The 23090-nt window shown below is 45.3% G+C and carries 14 protein-coding genes; 8 read left to right on the top strand and 6 right to left on the bottom strand.

Annotation, left to right across the window (positions count from 1 at the left end):
• Positions 1-24: 24 nt before the first annotated feature.
• Entirely contained in the window at positions 25-882 is an 858-nt protein-coding gene (locus tag AB4351_RS11560; protein ID WP_372126055.1) for a hypothetical protein, read from the bottom strand.
• A gap of 329 nt (positions 883-1211) precedes the next feature.
• On the bottom strand, positions 1212-3794 hold the full coding sequence (locus tag AB4351_RS11555; protein ID WP_372126052.1) for a molybdopterin oxidoreductase family protein: 2583 nt from the start codon (positions 3792-3794) through the stop codon (positions 1212-1214).
• A gap of 472 nt (positions 3795-4266) precedes the next feature.
• Between AB4351_RS11555 and nirB the strand changes: the two genes are divergently transcribed.
• The 4 genes from nirB to AB4351_RS11535 all read left to right on the top strand — a co-directional run bounded on the left by nirB (position 4267) and on the right by AB4351_RS11535 (position 10842).
• Entirely contained in the window at positions 4267-6849 is a 2583-nt protein-coding gene (gene nirB, locus AB4351_RS11550) for a nitrite reductase large subunit NirB (protein WP_372126050.1), read from the top strand.
• 76 nt (positions 6850-6925) lie between these two features.
• A complete protein-coding gene (gene nirD, locus AB4351_RS11545; RefSeq protein WP_012600889.1) occupies positions 6926-7270 on the top strand; it encodes a nitrite reductase small subunit NirD in 345 nt (114 codons plus the stop codon).
• Positions 7271-7413: 143 nt separating this feature from the next.
• The gene (locus AB4351_RS11540) at positions 7414-8883 is read left to right on the top strand and encodes a NarK family nitrate/nitrite MFS transporter (RefSeq protein WP_050621641.1); all 1470 of its coding nucleotides are present in this window, start codon (positions 7414-7416) and stop codon (positions 8881-8883) included.
• Positions 8884-9051: 168 nt separating this feature from the next.
• Positions 9052-10842, top strand: coding sequence for a protein kinase domain-containing protein (locus tag AB4351_RS11535; protein WP_372126048.1), 1791 nt, complete (start codon positions 9052-9054; stop codon positions 10840-10842).
• A 33-nt stretch (positions 10843-10875) separates the two neighbouring features.
• Here AB4351_RS11535 and cra read toward each other — a convergent pair whose 3' ends face one another.
• Positions 10876-11880, bottom strand: coding sequence for a catabolite repressor/activator (gene cra, locus AB4351_RS11530; RefSeq protein ID WP_017067037.1), 1005 nt, complete (start codon positions 11878-11880; stop codon positions 10876-10878).
• Between the two features lie 373 nt (positions 11881-12253).
• Between cra and fruB the strand changes: the two genes are divergently transcribed.
• From fruB to fruA, 3 genes are read left to right on the top strand one after another with little or no spacing between them, the layout of a single operon-like run.
• Entirely contained in the window at positions 12254-13387 is a 1134-nt protein-coding gene (gene fruB, locus AB4351_RS11525) for a fused PTS fructose transporter subunit IIA/HPr protein (protein WP_372126046.1), read from the top strand.
• 9 nt (positions 13388-13396) lie between these two features.
• Positions 13397-14374: a 1-phosphofructokinase gene (gene pfkB / locus AB4351_RS11520; RefSeq protein WP_372126044.1), complete on the top strand. Its 978-nt coding sequence runs from the start codon at positions 13397-13399 to the stop codon at positions 14372-14374.
• Between the two features lie 15 nt (positions 14375-14389).
• Positions 14390-16132, top strand: coding sequence for a PTS fructose transporter subunit IIBC (fruA, locus tag AB4351_RS11515; protein ID WP_017060872.1), 1743 nt, complete (start codon positions 14390-14392; stop codon positions 16130-16132).
• 165 nt (positions 16133-16297) lie between these two features.
• On the opposite strand, the gene AB4351_RS11510 is transcribed toward fruA, so the two are convergent.
• The 3 genes from AB4351_RS11510 to yghU all read right to left on the bottom strand — a co-directional run bounded on the left by AB4351_RS11510 (position 16298) and on the right by yghU (position 22447).
• Positions 16298-16621, bottom strand: coding sequence for a DOPA 4,5-dioxygenase family protein (locus tag AB4351_RS11510; protein WP_017060873.1), 324 nt, complete (start codon positions 16619-16621; stop codon positions 16298-16300).
• A gap of 204 nt (positions 16622-16825) precedes the next feature.
• A complete protein-coding gene (locus AB4351_RS11505) occupies positions 16826-21313 on the bottom strand; it encodes an SslE/AcfD family lipoprotein zinc metalloprotease (protein WP_372126041.1) in 4488 nt (1495 codons plus the stop codon).
• Positions 21314-21589: 276 nt separating this feature from the next.
• Positions 21590-22447 (bottom strand): glutathione-dependent disulfide-bond oxidoreductase, encoded by an 858-nt coding sequence (yghU, locus tag AB4351_RS11500; protein ID WP_017064768.1) that lies wholly within the window; start codon positions 22445-22447, stop codon positions 21590-21592.
• A 284-nt stretch (positions 22448-22731) separates the two neighbouring features.
• Here yghU and AB4351_RS11495 point away from each other — a divergent pair, with 284 nt between their 5' ends.
• Positions 22732-23076 (top strand): YajD family HNH nuclease, encoded by a 345-nt coding sequence (locus AB4351_RS11495; protein ID WP_017060876.1) that lies wholly within the window; start codon positions 22732-22734, stop codon positions 23074-23076.
• Positions 23077-23090: the final 14 nt, after the last annotated feature.

Genomic DNA, 23090 nt, shown 5'->3' with positions numbered 1-23090 from the left:
CTTAATCCTTATTTGTTAGGTATTTCATTTACTTACATTATAACCTAGCTCATCCAAAGACATAAAACGAACATTCATATTTGCCTCTTTAGCCCTAAGCAATGTTGAGCTCCATTTCTCTTCTTGAATATCGTCTTTATCATTTACAACTAGAACTAATGTATATTCGGGTGTACTTCCTGTTATTGTTTTGAACCTTTCTTGAATATCTTCAAGTCGTCGAATTTGGTTAACAACAAGCATACGAACATGTCGTGAAGTTTTTGCCCATTTAATTTCAAATACTTCTCTAGGTCCATTGCTATCAAAAATCAAACCGTCAACTTCAATACTGGTATTGTTGCCGCTTAATCGAACACCTCGCTCTAACCCCTGATATTGTCGGCTTAATATTTCTAAAACCTTGTCCTCAATGTCATAAGCCATGCGCATGATGGTACTTCTAGGAAGATCATTGATTTCGCTTACTTTAACCGACAAGTTGTGTCCATCTTTGATAGCTCGATTCTTTTTCAAGCTTGATTTAAATTCTTCTTCTACAACTTCTTCCGCTTTACGTTTAATATTTTGGTCTTTAGACAACACTTCTTTGCGATAATCGAAATAGTTCTTATCTTTGCTTATGATTGCCGCCAGATTTTGTAAAAAATCTAACTCTGTAACAGCTGTTGCAACGATAAATATTGCCGCAAAATATGTCGCCCAATGAGAAGAGAAAAAAGCCAAAGATACAACAACCATTATTGCAAATAACTTGGTTGCATGAGACCTCTTCTTTTCATTAAAAGTCAGGAACATACAAATCAAAGCAACAATGAGGGATATAGTTCCAATAAAGCTTGGAAATCTATCTGGAACCAGATTTACCCAAAAATTTTCCATAAATTCTCCGAAATACCTAACAGCTATATTAGACAGAATAATTCTGCATTTTGTCCCTGAAACAATTCTGTCTAGTTTCCAAGACTCGCTGCACTTAGTCTAATAACCCATTTAATAACATGATCTTACCTACTTACCTTCGTATCAAACATGACGAAAAGCAGAAATTTTCCATATAGTTTCGGCAAAATGCAGAAAACTCCCCAATATGTGAGTAAACCGCAGCTCGATAATGAATAGTCATATCTTTGAATATCGTGTTTTCAAACAAAAACGCCGACGTAATTGTCGGCGCTTAACTCTTGGTATTAATAGGTTAGAGGTAGTAACTACTTCGCCATGGTACTCAAAAACTCGGCTTCGAACTCTTCATCGGCTTCTCGGGTTAGACATTCCACCAGCCAATCGATGCTTTGATGGTCGAGCTTACTGTTCACCACGAAGGCTTGCTTTACGCCAGACTGATCCAGCTTGGCAGAGCCGTAGTTCTTGAATGATTTATTGCCATGATAATGGAGTGACTTAATCGCCTCCGCGTTAGGTTCTGGCAAGGCATCGAGGGTGTTAGCTAGCTGAATCACCAACTCCATTGGGTTCTTGGATGATGAGATGCGATACAGAAAGCCGCCCTCCACTCTTTGGCGCACCCAATAATCAAAGCAGCTACAATCCATCACTTTGTCGCTGACCAGTGCGGCTTCACTGCGATAGCCACACGGTTCAACCACCACTGGGGTGTGTTTGAATTCTGGCTGGCCTGATGCGGCATCGGTATGAGGCAAGATCAGGTCACATGGTTTACTGTCTTTGGCGGTCGGTGCGTTCCAATGAATCGGCATGAAAACTTGTTCACGGCGCATCTCTTTGGTCACCACTAATCGCGCTTGGCACTCCCCTTGTGCGCTGCGCACTTTCACCACTGGGTTAATAGTGGCGTGGTTGAACGCATCTAGCCCAAACTCATCCAAGTTTAGTTCCGAAACCGTATCTGGGTGCATCGCAACAAAAGGCTCAGGGGTATGCTCACCTAAACCTGCCGCCAAACCTGTGCGGCTCATGGTGTGCCATTGGTCTCGGATTCGCCCTGTGTTCATGATAAGTGGGAATTCCAGGCTGGTATCGGCAATCGGTTTGTCGTGCTCAACTGCAATAAACTGCGCTTTGCCAGATTCTGTAAAGAACTCACCATTGGTGAACATACGCTGCTCAATGATCTCTGGTTGATACTCAAGCACTGGCCATTGCTGTGGAGTAAGTTCGCCATAGCCTTTCTCATCCAGTTGCGTGAGTCCAATTAAGCATAAGTCACGCGCTTTACCTGTTTCATTGCCGAGCGCTGTCATCTCGCAATACTCTTTAAAGATCTCACCTTCGTGGCGGAAATCGAATTGCTCTATGAATCCCATTTTTTGTGCGACTTCTTTTAATATCCACCAATCGGGTTTGGCTTCCCCTGGGCTTGGTAACACGCGGCGTTGACGTGAGATTCGGCGTTCAGAGTTGGTCACAGTGCCCGATTTCTCACTCCACCCTTGCGCGGGTAGCACTACATCAGCCAAGCGAGTGGTTTCCGTATCGGCAATGCAGTCAGATACCACCACAAATGGGCACTTCTCTAATGCGGCTTTGATTTTTTCGCTGTCAGGCAGGCTCACAACTGGGTTGGTTGCCATGATCCACACGGCTTTGATTTTGCCTTCATTCATGGCATCAAACAGGTCAATCGCTTTTAAACCCGCATGTGTGGCTAAGCTGTCGGTTTGCCAGAACTCGCTGACGGTCTGGTGTGATTGCGGGTCACCAAATTCAAAGTGCGCCGCTAAGGTATTGGCTAAACCGCCCACTTCTCGCCCACCCATCGCGTTCGGCTGGCCCGTTACAGAAAATGGCCCCATGCCCGGTTTACCGATTTTCCCGGTGGCTAAATGGCAGTTAATAATGGCGTTTACCTTGTCGCACCCTTGTGTGGATTGGTTCACGCCTTGGGAGTAAATGGTCAGCACCTTCTCGTTCGATGCAAACAAACTGTAGAACTGTTTTAGCTGCTGCTCTGTTAACCCTGTCAGCTCAGGAACGCTTTTGTCGCCCCAGCCTGATTCGGTATAGCGATATTGAGTTGCAGATCGAATCGATTCAGTAAAGCCTTGAGTGTGGTTTTCTATGTAGTCTGCATCTAGCTTGTCGTTATCGTCGAGATAGCCCAATAAGCCGTTAAACAGCGCCACGTCTGAGCCAGATTCCAATGCCAAGTGAATATCTGCAATTTCACAAGTGTCGGTATAACGCGGGTCGATGACGATAACTTTCAATGCGGGGTTGGCTTGTTTCGCGGCTCTTAATCTTTGGAAAAGTACCGGGTGACACCATGCTAGGTTAGAGCCTGTAATCACGACTAGATCGGCTTGCTCGAGATCTTCGTAGCATACCGGTACGGTGTCTGCGCCAAATGCACGCTTATGCCCGACCACAGTTGAAGCCATACATAGCCTAGAGTTACTGTCGATGTTGCCACTACCAATGAAGCCTTTCATCAGTTTATTGGCAACGTAATAGTCTTCGGTAAGCAGCTGACCAGACACATAGAACGCAACCGAATCGGCCCCAAATTCTTCGATGGTTTGATTAAATTTGTGTGCGACCAACTGAGTGGCACTGTTCCAATCCAGCTCTTGTTTTTGCTCATTCTGAATATAAGCAGGCTGTGTAAGACGACCCAAAGGCGTGACGGTGTCGCCGAGCGCGATCCCTTTAGTACATAGCTTTCCATAGTTTGATGGATGATCTTTATCACCACGTACTTCTAGTTTTCCTAGCGATGTCGGTCTCGCTTCTATTCCACACCCTACACCACAATAAGCACAGGTCGATTTTATCCAGCCGTTGTTTGAATCGGTCATCCGTTTCTCGCTCAATTATCCATAATTGTAATAAGTGAAAACAAGCAAATAACACGCCACTTAATAGCAGTTGATGAATAGTAAGTAATTTAATTTAAAAACAACAACTTAATAAAAACACAAATATCAGCAATGAACCAATTAGAACTTAACCAAGATAGAAACTTAATTTTTGCACCATCTTGCTGGAAGTTGCACCACAAACGCTCATTTATATAAATCTAACAAAAATTTTACATACCACTTTAGGGGTAATTGCGTGCCACCTCTATTTTTTAAACCACTGAAAATTATAAGTTAATTTTTATTTAAATGAACGAAACGTAATCTGGCATCCTCCTTGCTCCACTAAAAACCAAGACTTAGAAAAAACATTTTTGTTTTTCTTGATGATTATGAATTGAGTGGAATCTCAACCCGGTATTCATCTGCTAACGACTAGAAATTAGATGCTAGTGATGGTGACGCCGAGAATAAGGAATGGATTATGAGCAAGAAGAAAATCGTCGTTGTTGGTAACGGCATGGTTGGACACAAATTTATCGACAACATCCTGCAATCAGACAGTGATGAGTTTGATGTGATTACTTTTAGTGAAGAGCCAAGGCTGGCCTACGACCGTGTTCAGCTAACGGCTTACTTTAATGGTAAAAGCGCTGATGACCTGTCATTGACCAGTGAAGAGTATTACCAAAGCAACGGCGTGAACTACTTGTTGAACCAGAAGGTTGCCAAGCTAGACACCGCCAATCAACAAGTCATCACTGAAAGTGGTCACGTTGAAAGTTACGACAAGCTAATCTTGGCGACGGGCTCTTTCCCTTTTGTTCCCCCTATTCCCGGTAACGACCAAGAACACTGTCACGTTTATCGCACCATCGAAGATTTAGACGCCATTGAGCTCTCAAGTAAAGGCAGCAAATCGGGCGTGGTGATTGGTGGTGGACTGCTGGGTTTAGAAGCCGCAAACGCAGTCAAAAACCTTGGCTTAGAAACCCATGTCGTGGAATTTGCACCTCGCCTGATGGCCGTACAATTAGATGACGGTGGCGGTGCGCTACTGCGCAGAAAGATTGAAGACCTTGGGGTGCAGGTTCACACCGAGAAAGCGACCTCTGAAATAGTCGACGGAGAAAACGCTCGCTACCGCATGAACTTCACAGACGGCACCCACTTAGAAACCGATATGATCGTATTCTCTGCCGGTATTCGCCCTCAAGACGAACTAGCAAGAAGCTCTGATGTCGAGATTGGCGAACGCGGCGGTATTGTCATCAACAATCACTGTCAAACTAATATCGACAACGTCTACGCCATTGGAGAATGTGCGCTTTGGGACAACAAGATCTTCGGCTTAGTGGCCCCTGGTTATTCGATGGCAAAAATCGCGGCTTCGCATATCTTATCGGACGGAACGAGCGACGCTTCATTTACTGGTGCAGACATGAGCACCAAACTCAAATTACTGGGTGTTGATGTGGCCAGTATTGGTGAAGTACACGGCAAGACGGAAGGCGCTCAATCGTATACTTATAACGATGAAATTGAACAAGTTTATAAACGCTTGATCATCTCGGCTGACGGCACAAAGATTGTCGGCGCAGTATTGGTCGGTGATGCAGAAGCCTACGGTTCGCTACTGCAAATCAAACAAAATGACATGCCTCTTCCTGAAAACCCATCAGTGCTGATTTTACCTAACGTGGCCGATGATTCTGGCTCTGCAATGGGTGTTGAAGCTCTGCCTGATAGCGCTGTGATCTGTTCATGTTTTGATGTGACCAAAGGCGATATTAAAGAGGCCGTTTCAGCTGGCTGCACCACGATGGCGGCTCTAAAAGAAACCACCAACGCTTCAACAGGTTGTGGCGGTTGTTCTGCCCTTGCGAAACAAGTTCTGGATAGTGAGCTGATTAACTTGGGTGTGGAAGTCTCTAACGATATCTGTGAGCACTTTGCTTATTCTCGCCAAGAGCTTACCGACATCATTCGCGTCAACAAAATCAAGACCTTCGATGAGCTGTTAGATTCTCACGGCAACGGATTGGGCTGTACCGTGTGTAAACCGGCTGTCGGTTCGATTCTGGCTTCGTACTGGAACGATTACATCCTCGAAGATCAACACATCGAACTGCAAGACACCAATGACATCTACCTTGGCAACATGCAAAAAGACGGCACCTACTCCGTGGTTCCGCGTATTGCTGGCGGTGAAATCACTCCAGATAAATTGATCGTGCTTGGCGAAGTCGCTAAAGAATTCGACCTCTACACCAAAATCACCGGTGGTCAGCGTGTCGACTTGTTTGGCGCACAACTTAACGAACTGCCAATCATCTGGAAAAAGCTAATTGATGCAGGTTTTGAAACTGGGCATGCCTACGGTAAATCGGTTCGTACCGTGAAATCGTGTGTCGGTAGCACTTGGTGTCGATACGGTGTCGACGACAGTGTTGGCTTAGCGATTCGACTTGAGAACCGCTACAAAGGCCTGCGTTCACCACACAAGATCAAGTTTGCGGTTTCAGGCTGTACTCGTGAATGTGCAGAAGCCCAATCGAAAGACATTGGTGTTATCGCCACCGACAAAGGTTGGAACCTCTACATCTGTGGTAACGGCGGTATGCGTCCTCGTCATGCAGACCTATTCGCCACTGATTTAGACGAAACCACACTCCTTAAATACATCGACCGCGTTTTGATGTTCTACACACGTACCGCAGACCGCTTACAGCGTACATCGGTATGGATGGAGAACCTCGAAGGCGGCATTGAATACCTCAAGCAAGTCGTGATTGAAGACAAGCTCAACGTAGCTGAAGAACTCGAAGCGGACATCGCACTCAACATCGAGAAGTACCAGTGTGAATGGAAAACCACCATTGAAAACCCTGAGAAGATGAAGCGCTTCCAGCACTACATCAACAGTGAAGAAATGGACACTAGCCTCTCTTTCATCAAAGAGCGAGAGCAGCGTTTTCCTAAGCCGAGCTTGAGTGATGCTTCGAATTCAAAACGCGATGAAAAGCTCGCTAAAGCAGACCAAATCGAAGTGACTGAGGTTTCATAAATTTCATCAGGTTCATCAGGTTCATCAGGTTCATCAATAAAAAAATAAAAACTCAATTTTAGACTAGGAGAAAGTCATGGAAAATTGGACAACCGTATGCAGCACCAGCGATCTAACCCCAAACGGGGGAATTTGCGCCAAAGTAGACGATAACCAAGTGGCTATTTTTTACTGCAAGCGCAGCGACACGCTTTATGGGCTCTCTAATTACGACCCTATCGGCAAGGCGAATGTGATGTCACGTGGTATAATTGGTTCATTAAGCGGAGAACCTTACGTGGCCTCACCCTTATACAAGCAGCATTACCACTTAGAAACTGGCGAATGTCTTGAACAGCCTGAGCTCAAGCTCGTGAAATTTGAAGTTCGCAAACAAGGAGAACAAGTTCAAGTTCTCGCACCACTTGCTATCGCCAGTTAACTAAACCGCCGACACCATCATGCAAACGCTTATTAGCGTGCGCAATTTCGGCACAGGGTTTATGCACATTAAAAGCGTTCTAAGTTCGGAAGTAACGCAGGTGCACAAACCGGGTAATTTTCCAGATTTAAAGGATTTAAACCATGGATAACACTAAATTTTCGCTGCTTTCATTTACGGGTAAGATGAAGGTCTTACACCTAAGCTGGATGGCCTTTTTCATTACCTTTGTTGTGTGGTTCAACTTTGCCCCACTACTGCAAATGGTAAAAACTACGCTTGGTCTTTCTACTGAAGAGATCAAAACCCTCCTGATCCTCAACGTTGCATTGACCATTCCGGCACGTGTCGCAATAGGCATGCTAACCGATAGATACGGCCCAAGGTTGGTTTACTCTTCGCTACTCGCGGTCTGTTCTATCCCTTGTTTCATGTTTGCTCTGGCAGACTCTTTCATTCAAGCAGCAATCGCTCGTTTCCTACTGGGCTTCATTGGTGCAGGTTTCGTTGTCGGTATTCGTCTTGTGTCTGAATGGTTCCCACACAACGAACTGGGTACTGCAGAAGGTATTTACGGCGGCTGGGGTAACTTCGGTTCAGCAGCAGCGGCGTTCACACTTCCAACTCTCGCTCTAGCGTTTGGTGGTGAAGACGGCTGGCGTTATGCGGTCGGTATTACCGGCGTAATGAGCTTAGCGTTCTCGTTTATCTTCTACAAAAACGTGTCAGATACACCAAAAGGTTCGACTTACTTCAAGCCTGCTCAAGTAACAGCAATGGAAGTGACATCAAAGGGTGACTTTTTCTTCCTACTTATTATGAAGATCCCTATGTATGCCGCTTTAGCGCTACTGACTTGGAAGCTATCACCAAGCAACATCAACATGTTGTCTGACATGGCGGTTTACTCTGTGTATGCAGGTTTAGCAGCACTTTACGTGTACGAAGTGTCGCAAGTTTGGAAAGTAAACAAGAACGTATTTAAAGAAGAAGTGCCTGAGATTCACCAGTACAAGTTCAAGCAAGTAGCGGTACTTAACGTATTGTACTTCGCAACATTTGGTTCTGAACTGGCTGTGGTTTCTATGCTGCCACTGTTCTTCTCTGAAACCTTTGAATTAACACCGGTTCTTGCAGGTATGGTTGCATCGGCTTATGCCTTTATGAACCTAATGTCTCGCCCAGGTGGTGGTTGGATTTCAGACAAATTCGGTCGTAAACCAACACTGCTTATTCTAACGATTGGTCTTGCTGTGGGTTACTTCGCAATGGGTCAAGTCGACAGCACATGGCCTGTATGGCTAGCGGTTGTTGCGGCGATGGCGTGTTCTTTCTTCGTGCAAGCGGGTGAAGGTGCGGTATTCGCAACGGTTCCTCTAATCAAGCGTCGTATGACAGGTCAAATTGCAGGTATGACGGGCGCTTACGGTAACGTGGGTGCAGTAGTTTACCTAACTGTGTTGTCATTCGTGAGCTACCAAACCTTCTTCTTAGTGATTGCTGCAACAGCGGTACTTGGCTTTGTGACTCTACTGTTCATGGAAGAGCCTAACGGTCAAATCGCCGAAGTAAACGACGATGGCAGTGTCACGCTAATTAATGTTTCAAATTAGTCTCTGTACTAAGAAGCATTGATATTATTGAATCGGGAGAGGCACCTTAGCGGATACATCAACGCTAGGTGCTTCGTTCAAAGGCTCTACGTTCACTAGAGCTTTTGTTCTTCCTAGGATGTTCTGCCAAGGAAGTGGGAAGAAGAACAGTTAAGAAGAAGATCAGTTATGACAATTTCATTCAGCCAAGGGCAAGTCGTCACGCCAGAATCCAACAACCAGTTAACGCTTAAGTTTGGTGGTTATTCGAATAAAGGCATACGTGATGAAAATCAAGACGCCATCATTGTAAAGCACCCCAAAACTCGTACTGAGCAAGAGTTGAAAGGCAGTGTTGCCTGTATTGCAGACGGGGCAAGTTGCAGTGAATACGGCCAGAAAGCCAGTCACACCAGCGTGATGCAGTTTATCGACGACTATTACGCAACTCCCCAAAGCTGGAGCATTCAACGTTCGGCGCAAAAGGTCTTAACGTCCCTCAATTCTTGGCTCTTCAACACGTCTGTTTCTAATATTCATCCCGCACAACAAGTGAACCACAATGCCCTCGTTTCGACGTTCAGCAGCGTGATATTAAAATCAAACACCGCACATATATTCCACGTTGGCGACAGCCGCATTTACTTACTCAGAGATGGAGAATTACGCCAACTGACCCGCGACCACACCCGTAAAAATATGGGACAGAAGCATTATCTTACACGCGCCTTAGGCATGGACAACCAACTCAACGTTGACTATCAAACCCTGCCTATCAAGAAAAACGACTGCTTTATCCTGACATCTGATGGCGTGCACGAGTTTGTATCTCCCAACACCTTCAAAGAACACATCGATAAACCCGGAGCGGATTTCGAATACGCAGCGCAAACCATCTGTAACACCGCTTTAAGCCACAATAGCTCAGACAACGTGAGCTGCTTGATTGTGCAAGTCAGCCATCTGCCTAAACCTTCGCTGATTGAATTCCATGAGAAGCTGGCTAAACGGGCAATCCCACCCGCTTTAAAGCTCGGGCAAAGTATCGACAACTTCATGGTACTTGAGGTGTTGTATGCAGGTTCAAGAAGCCATGTGTATCGTGTGATGCAGAAAGAGACACAAACCGAATTCGTGCTGAAAGTCCCTTCCGTTCAATATCACGATAGCCCTTCGCAACTCAGAGCTTTCTTTAATGAACAATGGGCGGGGATCTTGTTAAAAAATAAGAGAGTAATGAAGGTTTACCCGACGCCAGAGAACTCGCAATTCTTATACCAAATCTGCGAATGGGTAGAAGGTATCACCCTAAGACAATGGATGTACGACAACCCAAAACCGTCACTCAATGAAGTGCGCGACATATTAGAAAAGATCACTCAAGGCATTCGAGTATTACAACGTGCAGACATGGTGCACCGAGACTTAAAGCCCGAGAACATCATGATTCAACGTGATGGTGAGGTAAAAATCATCGACCTTGGTGCGGTATTAGTGAGAGGCCTTGAAGAGGGAGAGCTCACTGACAAGGACGACACACCATTAGGCGCGGTCAATTACATTGCACCCGAGACCATCAAGCACAACAGCGCGACCACCAGCTCCGATCTGTTCTCTATCGCTGTAATCGGCTATGAGATGCTAACCGGTGAATTACCCTACTCTGAAATGACCGCACAATCGCTTAAGCAATCTCGTCACCATCAATGGGAATACCAACCCATCACACAGAAACGAGCTGACTTACCAAGCTGGGTGGATTTGGTATTACAAAAAGCCTGCGCGGAATCACCAAGCGAACGTCATCAAGTGTTGGGGGATTTTGTGGCAGACCTTTACACACCAAACCAAAGCTTGGTGAAAAGCAAAGCCAAGCAACCTTTGATAAACCGAAACCCGATCCAGTTTTGGAAAGTGTTGGCTTTGTTGCTCGGCATTGTTGCGGTCGTAGAACTGGGGTTATTGTTAAACCCAAGCTAGATACGTTTACGAATTAGCCTAATATAACCGCGTTTAGCCTCGTTTCACTAAGCTTCTTGGCACGAGTTCAATGCCAGCTTGGTAACGCTTAGCCGATGCATTCAGCGCCAAAGCAAAAGCGCTGTCGGCAATTACTTCAAACTGCTGAGGCAGTGAATGGACTTTAAAAGGCAAGAAGTCGAGCAGTCGGTTATCACCAAAGGTTGCCAGTTTTACTTGATTAATCAGCTCTGGCTTTTCAACCATCACATCCAACACACCCTCTAACAAAGTGTAAGACATAGTCACAATCGCATCAGGCACCGTGCCTTTAGCTATCCAGTCTTCAAAAACCTCGCGCCCTGATTCTCTATCAAAGTGTTCTCCATAACCCACTACCATCGGCTTGTTTTCTGCTAGCCTTGTTTGTTGAGTATGTGCTTTATTCGCCGCTTCAAAACCCAGCTGACGTTCACGTGAAATGTTCAGGTCAGGTAACGCACCGATCAAGCCAACACTATGAATGCTGTCATCGAGAATCGAGTGGGTCAGTTCAAATGCAGCCTCGAAATCTTCACTGATCACGCAAGCAAAGTGCTCATCGTCTAACGGACGGTCAATCGCAATTACTGGGGTACCTGAGTTTTGCAGTTTCAAGTAGAACTCGTTGGCGTCTGGCATTGAGCTCGCCACCAGCAAAGCATCAATACGACGACTGACCAAAGCTTCAGCGACCTTTCGCTCGGTTTCAGCGTCATCATCTGAACAGCCAATCAAAATCTGATAGCCCACTTTACGTGAGTTCTGCTCTATCAGTTTTGCTAAACGCGCATAACTGCTGTTTTCCAGATCAGGAATAATCAAACCAAATGAACGGCTATTACCAGCACGCAGCGACGAAGCAGCATGGTCTGGTCGGTAGTTATACTCTTCCACAACCGCCATGACTTTCTGCTGAGTCTTTTCACTGATTCTGTATTTCTGCGCCTTGCCGTTGATGACATAACTGGCCGTGGTTTTCGATACTCCAGCCAATTTAGCAATTTCATCAAGTGTCATATGGGTGACCTGTATTTTGTGCGTAGGATCATATAACCAATGATCTGATCCTCGGATTAGTTGAATTATATGCTGAATCGATTCAGTATAAAAGCTGAAAGGATTCAGCAAAATCTGAAAAGTGACTTCAATCATCCTTTTGTATGGATTGAGCGTCATTTGTTGTGATTCAGCTTCTTGTTGTTAACGAAACTGAAATTACGACACGCAGCAAAACTATTTTGAAAACCAAAATTGGCTTTGCTGAATTTTTTTACACTGAATGCTGAACCGATTCAGCAAGCATAAGACAAAGAGTTAAGCTCCATAAATCTTGCTCTAGACTGAATCGTAGCGATACACAAATTCTCAAGCGATACGCTAAAGAGGCACCATGCTTAAATTATCAAAATCTGACATCACTCTAGGCCAAACTGCCGAAGACAAATTCAAAGCTATCCAAAACATTGCTGGCGACCTAACCGCGAAAGGCTTAGTTGACTCTGGTTACGTTGAAGGAATGTTGAACCGTGAAAACCAGAACTCTACGTTCCTAGGTAACGGCATCGCGATTCCTCACGGCACAACGGACACGCGTGGCCTAGTAAAAGAGACAGGCGTTGCGGTACACCACTTCCCTGAAGGTATTGATTGGGCAGACGGCAACCGTGTTTACGTAGCAATTGGTATTGCAGCGAAATCTGACGAGCATTTAGGCATTCTTAAGCAGCTAACGAAAGTGCTAGCGGCTGACGGCGTTGAAGAGAAATTAAAGCAAGCGAAATCAGAAGACGAAATCATCGCCCTACTTAACGGCGAAGTTCAGCTAGAAGCAGACCTAGACGCTTCTTTAGTTCAGCTACTATTCCCTGCGAGCGACATGGTTCAAATGTCTGCAGTTGCGGGCGGCCTACTTAAAAACACAGGTTGCACAGACAACGCATTCGTTGCTGACCTGGTAACGAAAACACCAACTCACCTAGGCCAAGGCCTGTGGTTGTTGGGCAGCGACAAAGGTGTAACTCGCACTGGCGTATCTTTCGTTTCAACAGCGAACCATTGTGAATACGAAGGCACACCAGTTAAAGCATTGGTAGCATTCGCCGCTTGTAACAGCGCGCACCAATCTATTCTGGCAAACCTAAGCAAGATGGTTTTTGAAGGTAAACAGCAACAACTGCTAGCCGCTGACGCAGCGCAAGTGATTGGCCTTCTGAAAGGTGAAGCGGTTTCTACAGCCTCTCAAGACGATGACAACTGCGCAGTATTCAAAATCAAAAACGCACACGGCCTACACGCTCGTCCGGGTGCAATGCTAGTTGCTGAAGCGAAGAAGTTTGAATCAACGATCCGCGTTTCAAACCTAGATGGCGACGGAAAAGAAGTGAACGCGAAGAGCTTGATGAAAGTCATCGCACTTGGCGTTAAACACGGCCACCATCTTCAGTTTGTTGCTGAAGGTGACGATGCAGCACAAGCACTTGAATCGATTGGCAAAGCTATCGCTTCAGGCCTTGGCGAAGGTTAAGGAGTCGATATGTCTGATAAACAAATCAAAGCCGTTACTGTAACGCTTAACCCTGCTCTAGACCTGACAGGCGCTATCGACGCACTAAATGTAGGTTCAGTTAGCCTAGTAAACAAAGGCTCTCTGCATGCAGCGGGCAAAGGCGTAAACGTCGCAAAAGTGCTTTCAGAGCTTGGCGCGAAAGTGACCGTAACAGGTTTCCTTGGTCGCAATAACGAAGAAGCGTTCTGCCAACTGTTTGAACAGATGGGCGCAACTGACCGCTTCATCCGTGTTGATGGCGCAACTCGCATCAACGTAAAACTGGTTGAAAACTCAGGCCAAGTAAGCGACATCAACTTCCCAGGTGTTCCTGTTGATGCTGACGCGATTAAAGCGTTCGAAGAAACCCTATTAGAACTTGCTGAAACGCACGATTACTTCGTGATTGCAGGCAGCTTGCCACAAGGTATCTCTCCTGAGCTTTGCGCTTCTTGGGTTCAACGCTTACACGATTTAGGCAAGAAGGTGCTATTTGATAGCAGCCGTGACGCACTTAAAGCCGGTATCAATGCACAGCCTTGGTTGATCAAACCAAACGATGAAGAGCTGTCTCAGCTGTTCAACGCTGAACTCACTACACGTGACCAATGCCAACACGCGGGCCAAGCCCTAAATGAAAAAGGTATTGAGAACATCGTGGTGTCACTTGGCGCAGAAGGCGTGATGTGGCTTAACCAAGGTGAATGGTTACATGCTCAACCGCCGCGTATGCAAGTAGTGAGCACAGTAGGTGCAGGCGACACCTTAGTTGCTGGCCTATGTTGGGGTCACATGCAACAGATGCCAAAACCAGAACTTATTAAATTCGCAACCGCCCTATCTGCTCTAGCAGTTTCACAGGTAGGCGTGGGCATCACCAGCCAACAAGAGCTGGATTCAGTACTACAAAATATCCAATTACAGTCGCTTAGTGCTCCAACTAGCCAGTTAGACACAAGCAAATAGGACAAAAGGTTTATTATGAATATTACCATTATCACAGCTTGCCCAAGTGGCGTAGCAAACAGCATCATCGCCGCGGGCTTGTTAGAGCAAGCGACAAAAGCACTAGGTTGGAACGCTGCTATTGAATGTCAATCAAGCGTGTTACCTGATTCAACTGTATCGCAAGACGCTATCGACAGCAGCGACGTTGTAGTTATCGCAACTAACAAAAATGTTGATAAAGCACGTTTTGTTGGTAAGAAAGTGTACCAAGCGGCTATCTCTGAATGCACTGCAGATGCAAAAGCGTTTCTAGAGAAAGCGGTAGCAGAAGCAACGGTATTAGACGCTTCTCAAGCTGAAAGCACTGTTGAAGTGACCGGTACGTCACCTGCTACAGGTAGCAAAAAAATCGTAGCGATTACCGCTTGCCCAACTGGTGTTGCACACACCTTTATGGCAGCTGAAGCGCTTGAAGCAGAAGGCAAACGCCTAGGTCACCAAATCAAAGTGGAAACTCGCGGCTCTGTAGGTGCGAAAAACCAACTGACAGACCAAGAAATCGCAGACGCTGATCTAGTTATCATCGCAGCAGACATCGACGTTCCTCTGGATCGTTTTAACGGCAAAGCGCTGTACAAAACTACAACAAGCCCTGCTTTGAAGAAAACAAAGCAAGAGATGGAAAAAGCATTCGCAGAAGCTAAACCATACCAACACACAGCGTCTTCAAATTCAGCGCCTGCTGACGAGAAGAAAGGCGTGTACAAGCACCTAATGACAGGTGTTTCACACATGCTTCCTGTGGTTGTTGCGGGTGGTTTGATCATCGCACTCTCTTTCGTATTCGGTATCGAAGCGTTTAAAGAAGAAGGCACACTGGCAGCAGCACTGATGACTATCGGTGGTGGTTCTGCATTCGCACTGATGATTCCTGTTCTTGCTGGTTTCATTGCATTCTCGATTGCCGACCGTCCGGGTCTGGCTCCAGGTCTAATTGGCGGTATGCTGGCTAGCTCAACGGGCGCAGGTTTCCTAGGTGGTATCGCGGCAGGTTTCATTGCAGGTTACTCTGCAAAACTCATTGCCGACAAGGTTCAACTTCCACAGTCAATGGAAGCCCTCAAGCCTATCCTGATCATTCCGTTTATCGCGAGTTTGTTCACTGGTCTTGTGATGGTTTACATCGTAGGTGGTCCTGTTTCTGGCGTGATGAGCGCGATGACAACTTTCCTAAACAACATGGGTACGTCTAATGCGATTCTTCTAGGTGTGATTCTAGGCGCAATGATGTGTTTCGACCTTGGTGGTCCGGTAAACAAAGCCGCTTACACATTCGGTGTTGGTCTACTGGCTTCGCAAACTTACGCACCAATGGCGGCTATCATGGCAGCAGGTATGGTTCCAGCTCTAGGTATGGGCCTTGCGACTTTCCTAGTGAAAGACAAGTTTGAAGCAGGCGAGCGTGAAGCAGGTAAAGCATCATTCGTTCTTGGCCTATGTTTCATCTCTGAAGGTGCAATCCCATTCGCAGCGAAAGATCCAATGCGTGTTATCCCAGCTTGTATGGCAGGTGGTGCACTAACAGGTGCTCTATCAATGATGTTTGGTGCACAGCTAATGGCTCCACACGGCGGTCTATTCGTACTACTGATTCCTGGCGCTATCTCTCCAGTACTTATGTACCTAGTAGCGATTGCAGCAGGTACGCTAGTAACAGGCTTTGGCTACGCAGCACTTAAAAAGATGAGCGGCTCTAAAGTAACTGCAGAGGCTTAATCCCCCTACTCTGGTTAACGGTTCAGCCCGATAACCAGAGGCTCTTGATAACCGGTTTCTTGGTAAAACGGCTCCTTAAAACAAAGGCTCCTCATTTGAGGAGCCTTTTTATTGTTCATGTATTTTCCGGTCGGAATGAGTTAAGTGCAATATTGGTATATTTGATTAGCTAGTAAGCGTTTCTTCAAAGACACCCAATTCACGACCAAGCCAGATCGCTCGTACTGTGTGATCCAAAGTTTCTTCACCGCCAGTTACAGGGTGAATAAGCACTGACATATCACCGCGTTCTTGCTCAAGCCATTCAACAATGCCCGACTCTTTGTTCGCAAAGTGAATCTCAAACATTGGCATCTTATGTGGACCAACCAAACGCTGTATTAATGGGAAAACCTCTAATACATCTTTACGTTCCGCTAAAATTTTCTGACGCAGTGTTTCTGCTTGCTCTGCAAATCGCAGAGGGAAATAGATATGACCGTGGTACATGGCACCATCCTTTAGAATTATGATGCGAACAGTTTAACCTGCTTTCTCTAGCAAGGACAGTCAACCAATGGCAGCCGAAGTATTAAACATCATGTAGAAGACTGATCTAGCTGAAATTTCTAGAGCATTCCAACAAAAACGCCACACGTAGTTTCAGTGTGGCGTTTGTTTTTAAGCTATAAAATGCTTTAGCAATAATTAGCGTTAGTAAATTGAATCAACATTCAAAGGACTGTTGTTTGGTTTCTCTAGTTTTAATTGTTCAACCGCACTAAGACCTTTAGAGCTAATTCCGCCACTATAAGACTTCGTGCCATCAGCATTAGTCATGGACGTTTCGCCCACGTTCCAAACTTCAAAGAAGTCACTTAAGTCATAGTTTGAAACATAAGAAGCGCACACCATCATTAGGTCTCCACCAGAAAGCCCAGTCTCGCTAGCACTACAATAGTTCGTATTCGAGTCGCCTTCTCTATCACCTCGAGCTTTACGGTGCATAAGTTTGAACATGTTCCAGCCTTCATCTTCACCATACACATCAGATTGGCTTGCGCCGCGTGTATACCAATCATCAATTGCAAAGTTCGATTTTGCCCAGATTTTTAGCTGACCAAACATAACTAATCGTAAACCTGCATCACCATGTGACCACGCATGTTCATTATTAAGCTCTAGCCATTTAGGTGCTTTCTTAATATCCGATTTAATACGATCCATTTCAGGGTTTGCATTGCGCCCCTCTAACTCCTGCATATACAACGCAAGAAGGTTATTGGTCACTTCTGTACTACCAGCCGCTAGGAAAGGAGCTGATGCTAAGTTATGACCCACCTCATGCCACAACAACCAGTCGTTCACTGGGTTGGTTGGAATGTATGTCCGATTTGCGTTAAAGCTTGAATTCATCACTGGGTAACCAGAGTGAGCAGCACCAATCGAAATCTGCACGTCATTCACAAAACGATGGCGGAACGCCTTCAGTTCTGGGTAAGTGAACCTACGATGTAAACCCGTGCTTTGTTTCTCATCACGCCCGTAGAAGTCACTTGCCGCTTCGGCGAATCGATTCATATCAGTTGCGAATTGGTTCAAATCAGCGGATTCTAGATTCCTGATTGGTGTAGTGTAAATAAATGAACCCGTATCGATTTCTGCAATTGGAGCCTCTGCCGATTGAATAGAGTTAATCCACTCCCCCTCTTTCCACCAAGCCGCTTTTAACGCGCCATTAATGCTAAACGAAACTTCACCAAGCTCTTTTACTTTCGGTTGAATATAAATCAGGCCGCCATAAGGGGCTTTGAAATTTAAGCTCGAACCATTGTAATCGTAGCTGGTTTGCATACGTGGAGGACGTTTCAAGCTCGTTTCGTGATTCGGCTTACCTGTAAGATCATCCGCCATCATCACGGTAATCGTAGCTGCCACTCCGTCTTCAATGGTTACTTCTTGTAATTGAGGAGCCCACAGACCTGTCGATTGATTGTTTCCTGCCGAATACGTCACCGCTTTACCGTTGGTCTGAACCATTACCGTACTTGACGAAGATGCTCCCGAAGTTCGACCAGGATACATTGTCGTGTCGACAACAATATTATGATCCCAGAAAGAGCGTCCCAACATGATACGAGTCAGTGGCTTTTCCATATAGTTCAACGGATAACTAGGGTTTAACTGCCCCACTAAATCGCCTTCACCATAGATCATGTTATTGGCTACCAAAGAAGCTTTAAGATCAACAGGACATTGTGCTTCTTCTGTATCTGTTTGATGTTGGCCGTCTGTATAACAATTTAAGAATTGAACAGCTTGCTTAAAGCCTAACTCATCTTGGATCTCGCTTTCAAAGCGGTAAGCGTTGTCGTTCCACATCCAAACAGATAAGTTGTCGAAAGTTTGATTCAATTCGCTGTTAGACAGACGCTTGCCTTGAGTACCTTTCGTGCGATAGTAAATCTCATGCTCATAAAGCGCCGTAAAGTTACCGCCTAAGTTCGCCGCTTTAACCATACTACCAACAACAGCTTCACTCACTTCATAGCGATCAAAATCTGCACGATGATAAGCACCACGAACTGTAATTCCGTCTCCAGAACGAGTCTCAATACAGTTAAATTCGTATTCATAATCGTTTGTACAAAGATCAGTTCCATCAAATGCAGATTGCAGTTCTTTGATCGCCGCTTCACGCTCTTCTGCCGATTCAACAAAGATACGTGCGGATTTTGTCTCCATTACGGTTACACCAGACGCATCAAGCACTGGCTTCCCTTCAGCGTCTAACTTAGTAACCTCATAAGTCGGGATTTCAAATTTGATTTTGGATTCATCTTCAATCCACTCAACCGTACCATCTTGATTTACCGTGAATGGAGGCTCCCCTTGGTTATCTTGAAAACGCTCAAGAACTACCATTTCCTTTTGGCTCTTCACGTGAAGATTTGGATACGGTGCTTGGCAGTAATAAGAGCTACTGCAGAAAGCTTGGTTTGTCGGCGTAACGTTTTCACCGCCAAGAGATACACCTACGGCATCTGCCAAGCGCCCTATAGGTTCAGGGTTAGTCGTTTGAATCGCATCCATAAACAAGATATTGCCACCGTCATTAACATAGTTAATAAGAGCCGTAATATCGTCTTGGCTTAAATTCGGGTTATCCAAGTCAGCGACAAACTGGTTAGTCATGCCATCTTGAACCAACTTAGGTGGGTATGCCTGAAGGATCAAAATCGGCGTAGTGCTCGCATTCAAACCATCAAAGTCACCTGAACCACGCTTTTCTACTGATGCAAAACCATACTGAGGACTAACAAAAAACGTGTACTGCTTACCCATTGTGGAGTGGTGATAAGCCGAATAAGCTTGGTCAATATTGGTGACTGTATTCATCCCAGCAATAGGCAAACCATTATTGAACCACTCAAACAAGTTCGAGAAAAACAGCCTCATGCTGCCTTGGTCATCATGCAGTAAGTTTTCAAACGTCGAAACAGTGCACTGTTGTTTGTTGCTGTCGATATGTAATGTGCGATTAGCCCAATAATTCTCTGGGCATGACAGAATACTTGGATATAAGCCATTACCCATGAACACGACCTTGCCTTTGCCTATCTCGCCTGCAGTAACGAATGGGAAACCATAAGTCGCGTTGTCTTCAGAGACTAAAGGAATCGGAGGCATCGAGATGCTTGGGTGTTGTGCGATGTAAGGCTTACCTTCACGAGTCCAAGCCTGTTGCTCACCAAAGTAAAGCTCACGGTTTTTATCAGTTCTTGGCATCACCACAGGGAATGCTCTGTTCGATATGTTTAGAGCTCGCATACCACGGGTATACCCAGTCGCACCGTAAAAGCTACCATTGTCATTGAAGACATGGAATGTGGTGACGTTGTGGAAGATTTGCTGCAGAGACTCTGTAACATACTGACCAGAATCCATAGATAAAACGGCAGGTTGACGAACATAATCCATAAACTGAGGCGTTTGGCGCAGCTGCTCATCAATGACTGACGTTAACCCTTGGCTAAACTGACCAACAAACTCATTAGGAAGTTCGAAGTCTGTACCCTCTATCAGCCCCCCATTTGGCAGAGTTAGGTTGATCAACTCATTTATAACGTTAGGGTACTTTGAAAAGGTATCTTGGACTTCTTCAGATATCTCATAATAACTTACATGATCAACCGCGTAGCGCTCTAGTAATGACTGGATATTCGCTTTCTCAACCACATTATTGGTCACATCAGACAATTTATAAGCAATCTGATTACCCGTAATGGAGCCAAACTCAAACGTATCAATACCAAAAACGATTCTGTCGCCCCACAGGTACTCAAAGATTCCCTCTTCATCCGTCACGCCCGTTGCGTTAGCCGAAAAGAAACTGATCCCAGAAATCGGCGTACCATTAGCATCTGTAAGCTTACTGCGAGTTAACACCTTGCCTTCAACACTTGGCTTATAAGCATAGGTAGACTCCGCGTCTGCAGAAACAAAACCAGCGTTAAGGTTATTGTCCGCATTAGGGTCAACCGCAGGAACAACAGTTGTGTCTACGTGTGAACTAGGAGCCTTACCTACTTCATCTGTAGATTCTTCTTCTTTCGAAGAAAAGTACGCATCGACAGCATCTTGATCATCAAGCTGCGAGAACACATCCTCAATATCAAAAGCATCCAGTTCTTTTAAACAGATAGCACTTTCAGTCTCACAAACATCAATTGATTCGAGTACCTTAGTAACGTTGTCTCCATGTAATTCTGTCAACTCAAATGCCGCATGAAGCGTGTCATTTGAAATCGTGCTTTCTGTGACTTCGGGGAAAGGAGCCGTGAAATCACCTAAAGTAAGGTGACCCAAGGTACAACTAAAACTCACGCCTTGTTTTACACTGAACGTTCCGTTTTCAAGATGAATGCCGTCACAGTACACATCTCCAGAAACAAACGCCCCGCTCGACAACAGTGAACCGATGTAAGTTGTTGGGGGAATAATATCTATTGGTGGAATAATGTCAGTCGGCGGAAGAATATCCGTTGGTGGAACAATATCTGTCGGAGGAAGAATGTCCGTTGGTGGTACAATATCTGTTGGAGGAGCCGTATCAGGGCCACCACTATAGCTTAGTGAGTCGTGATTACACCCTAAAAGAGCCGTGGATATGATAGCCAACGCAATTAAGTTTTTTTTCATTGAGCGAAGTTAGTCGTAATTTAAAGTGGACCGTTATCTTATAGATTTACTCCACCTCGATGACTATTGTTTTTTGTCTTAACCACAAAGACCATTACTCATAAGCGATTGAATAAGAAAAACAAAATGATAATTGAGACTCTCATTCCAATTACAAAACCTCTCCCTACCTTAAAACGGAAAAACGCCATATCTCGATTGAGATATGGCGTTTCAATTAGCCATTAACATTAAGACCGATAGGGTATATCTGCCAAAAACACGTTCAAAAAAGAACTAAGGCTTAAGCTTTAAAACTCGGTCAATGTCTTCTGCAGAGTGGCGCTCTGGTACTTGCTCCCACTCTTCGCCAAATGAACGGTTAACCACTCGGCCGCGTTGGAAGCCTTCGCGCGCTTCTAGTTGCTTCGCCCAGCGCACAACGTTGGTGTATGACTCAACTTGTAGAAACTCGGCCGCATCGTAAATTTTGCCTAGCACAAGGTTGCCATACCAAGGCCAAATCGCGATATCAGCGATGCTTAACTCGTCACCCGCCACAAATGTGTTATTTGCGAGCTGTTTGTCTAACACATCTAGTTGACGCTTAGCTTCCATTGCGAAGCGGTTAATTGGGTACTCTTGCTTTTCATCCGCGTAAGCGTAGAAGTGGCCGAAACCACCGCCTAGGAATGGTGCCGAGCCTTGTGCCCAGAACAACCAGTTAATGGTTTGCGTTCTTGCTGCCCCTTCTTTTGGTAAGAAGTGACCAAATTTTTCTGCTAGATGCATCAAGATAGATGCCGATTCGAATACATTCACGTCTTCGTCACCAGACTTGTCGACAAGTGCTGGTATTTTGGAGTTTGGATTCACGCCAACAAAGCCAGAAGAGAACTGATCAGCCTCACCGATGTTGATCAAGTACGCATCATATTCAGCTTCTTTAACACCCGCCGCTAACAACTCTTCCAGCAAGATAGTGACTTTTTGACCGTTAGGTGTGCCAAGAGAATACAATTGAAAAGCATGGTCACCAACAGGAAGCTCTTTATCAAAGCGAGCTCCAGATTCAGGACTATTGATGTTTGCCCACTTGTTACCACCAGCAGTATCGTTAACCCAAACTTTTGGCGGAGTGTATTGTTCTGACATGATATTTCCTTATTAATATAGGGTCTCACAAACTGATATTAGGTCACATGCCTGCGGTTAAAACCCCTGAATACGATTTATTTTCAAACTGTTAAGCATGGCTTATTCCAGAAAGACATAACCCGCTTAAGCGTTAGTGTGTAGAAGGTAAGTCTGTATTCAAACTTCAATCTAATATCGATAAGTCCACTGCATCATTTAGCAATGATTTTACGAACGACATACCGACAGCTTCAAGAAAGCTGTGATAAAATCGGGATATTACAATTGATAAGGATTTGGCAATGTCTTCTGATTTCACAGGTTCGAGTGCAGCGTATGCTCGCCAAGAGAAAGGCTACCGCGAAAAAGCACTAAAACTGTACCCTTGGGTTTGTGGTAAATGTGCGCGCGAATTTGTTTACTCAAACCTCCGAGAGCTTACCGTTCACCACGTGGATCACGACCATACAAACAACCCTGAAGATGGCAGCAACTGGGAGCTACTGTGCCTGTACTGTCACGATCATGAGCATTCAAAATACACTGACCATGAGCGTTATGGTGTGGATGCAAAAGCGAGTTTAGATGATCATCAGTCAGCGACACACAACCCGTTCGCCGATCTCGCTAAGATGATGAAGAAATAACACACCTTCAGAGT

The organism is Vibrio sp. 10N.261.51.F11, from assembly GCF_041471665.1.
Taxonomy (GTDB): domain Bacteria; phylum Pseudomonadota; class Gammaproteobacteria; order Enterobacterales; family Vibrionaceae; genus Vibrio; species Vibrio crassostreae_C.
This window is presented reverse-complemented; position numbering and strand designations above follow the sequence as displayed.

Excerpts from the sequence above, each read along its gene's own strand:
- fruB (WP_372126046.1), top strand. The coding sequence starts at position 12,254 with ATGCTTAAATTATCAAAATCTGACATCACTCTAGGCCAAACTGCCGAA.
- nirD (WP_012600889.1), top strand. The coding sequence starts at position 6,926 with ATGGAAAATTGGACAACCGTATGCAGCACCAGCGATCTAACCCCAAAC.
- yghU (WP_017064768.1), bottom strand. The coding sequence starts at position 22,447 with ATGTCAGAACAATACACTCCGCCAAAAGTTTGGGTTAACGATACTGCT.
- pfkB (WP_372126044.1), top strand. The coding sequence starts at position 13,397 with ATGTCTGATAAACAAATCAAAGCCGTTACTGTAACGCTTAACCCTGCT.
- AB4351_RS11560 (WP_372126055.1), bottom strand. The coding sequence starts at position 882 with ATGGAAAATTTTTGGGTAAATCTGGTTCCAGATAGATTTCCAAGCTTT.
- nirB (WP_372126050.1), top strand. The coding sequence starts at position 4,267 with ATGAGCAAGAAGAAAATCGTCGTTGTTGGTAACGGCATGGTTGGACAC.
- AB4351_RS11540 (WP_050621641.1), top strand. The coding sequence starts at position 7,414 with ATGGATAACACTAAATTTTCGCTGCTTTCATTTACGGGTAAGATGAAG.
- AB4351_RS11510 (WP_017060873.1), bottom strand. The coding sequence starts at position 16,621 with ATGTACCACGGTCATATCTATTTCCCTCTGCGATTTGCAGAGCAAGCA.
- AB4351_RS11495 (WP_017060876.1), top strand. The coding sequence starts at position 22,732 with ATGTCTTCTGATTTCACAGGTTCGAGTGCAGCGTATGCTCGCCAAGAG.
- AB4351_RS11535 (WP_372126048.1), top strand. The coding sequence starts at position 9,052 with ATGACAATTTCATTCAGCCAAGGGCAAGTCGTCACGCCAGAATCCAAC.
- fruA (WP_017060872.1), top strand. The coding sequence starts at position 14,390 with ATGAATATTACCATTATCACAGCTTGCCCAAGTGGCGTAGCAAACAGC.
- AB4351_RS11505 (WP_372126041.1), bottom strand. The coding sequence starts at position 21,313 with ATGAAAAAAAACTTAATTGCGTTGGCTATCATATCCACGGCTCTTTTA.
- cra (WP_017067037.1), bottom strand. The coding sequence starts at position 11,880 with ATGACACTTGATGAAATTGCTAAATTGGCTGGAGTATCGAAAACCACG.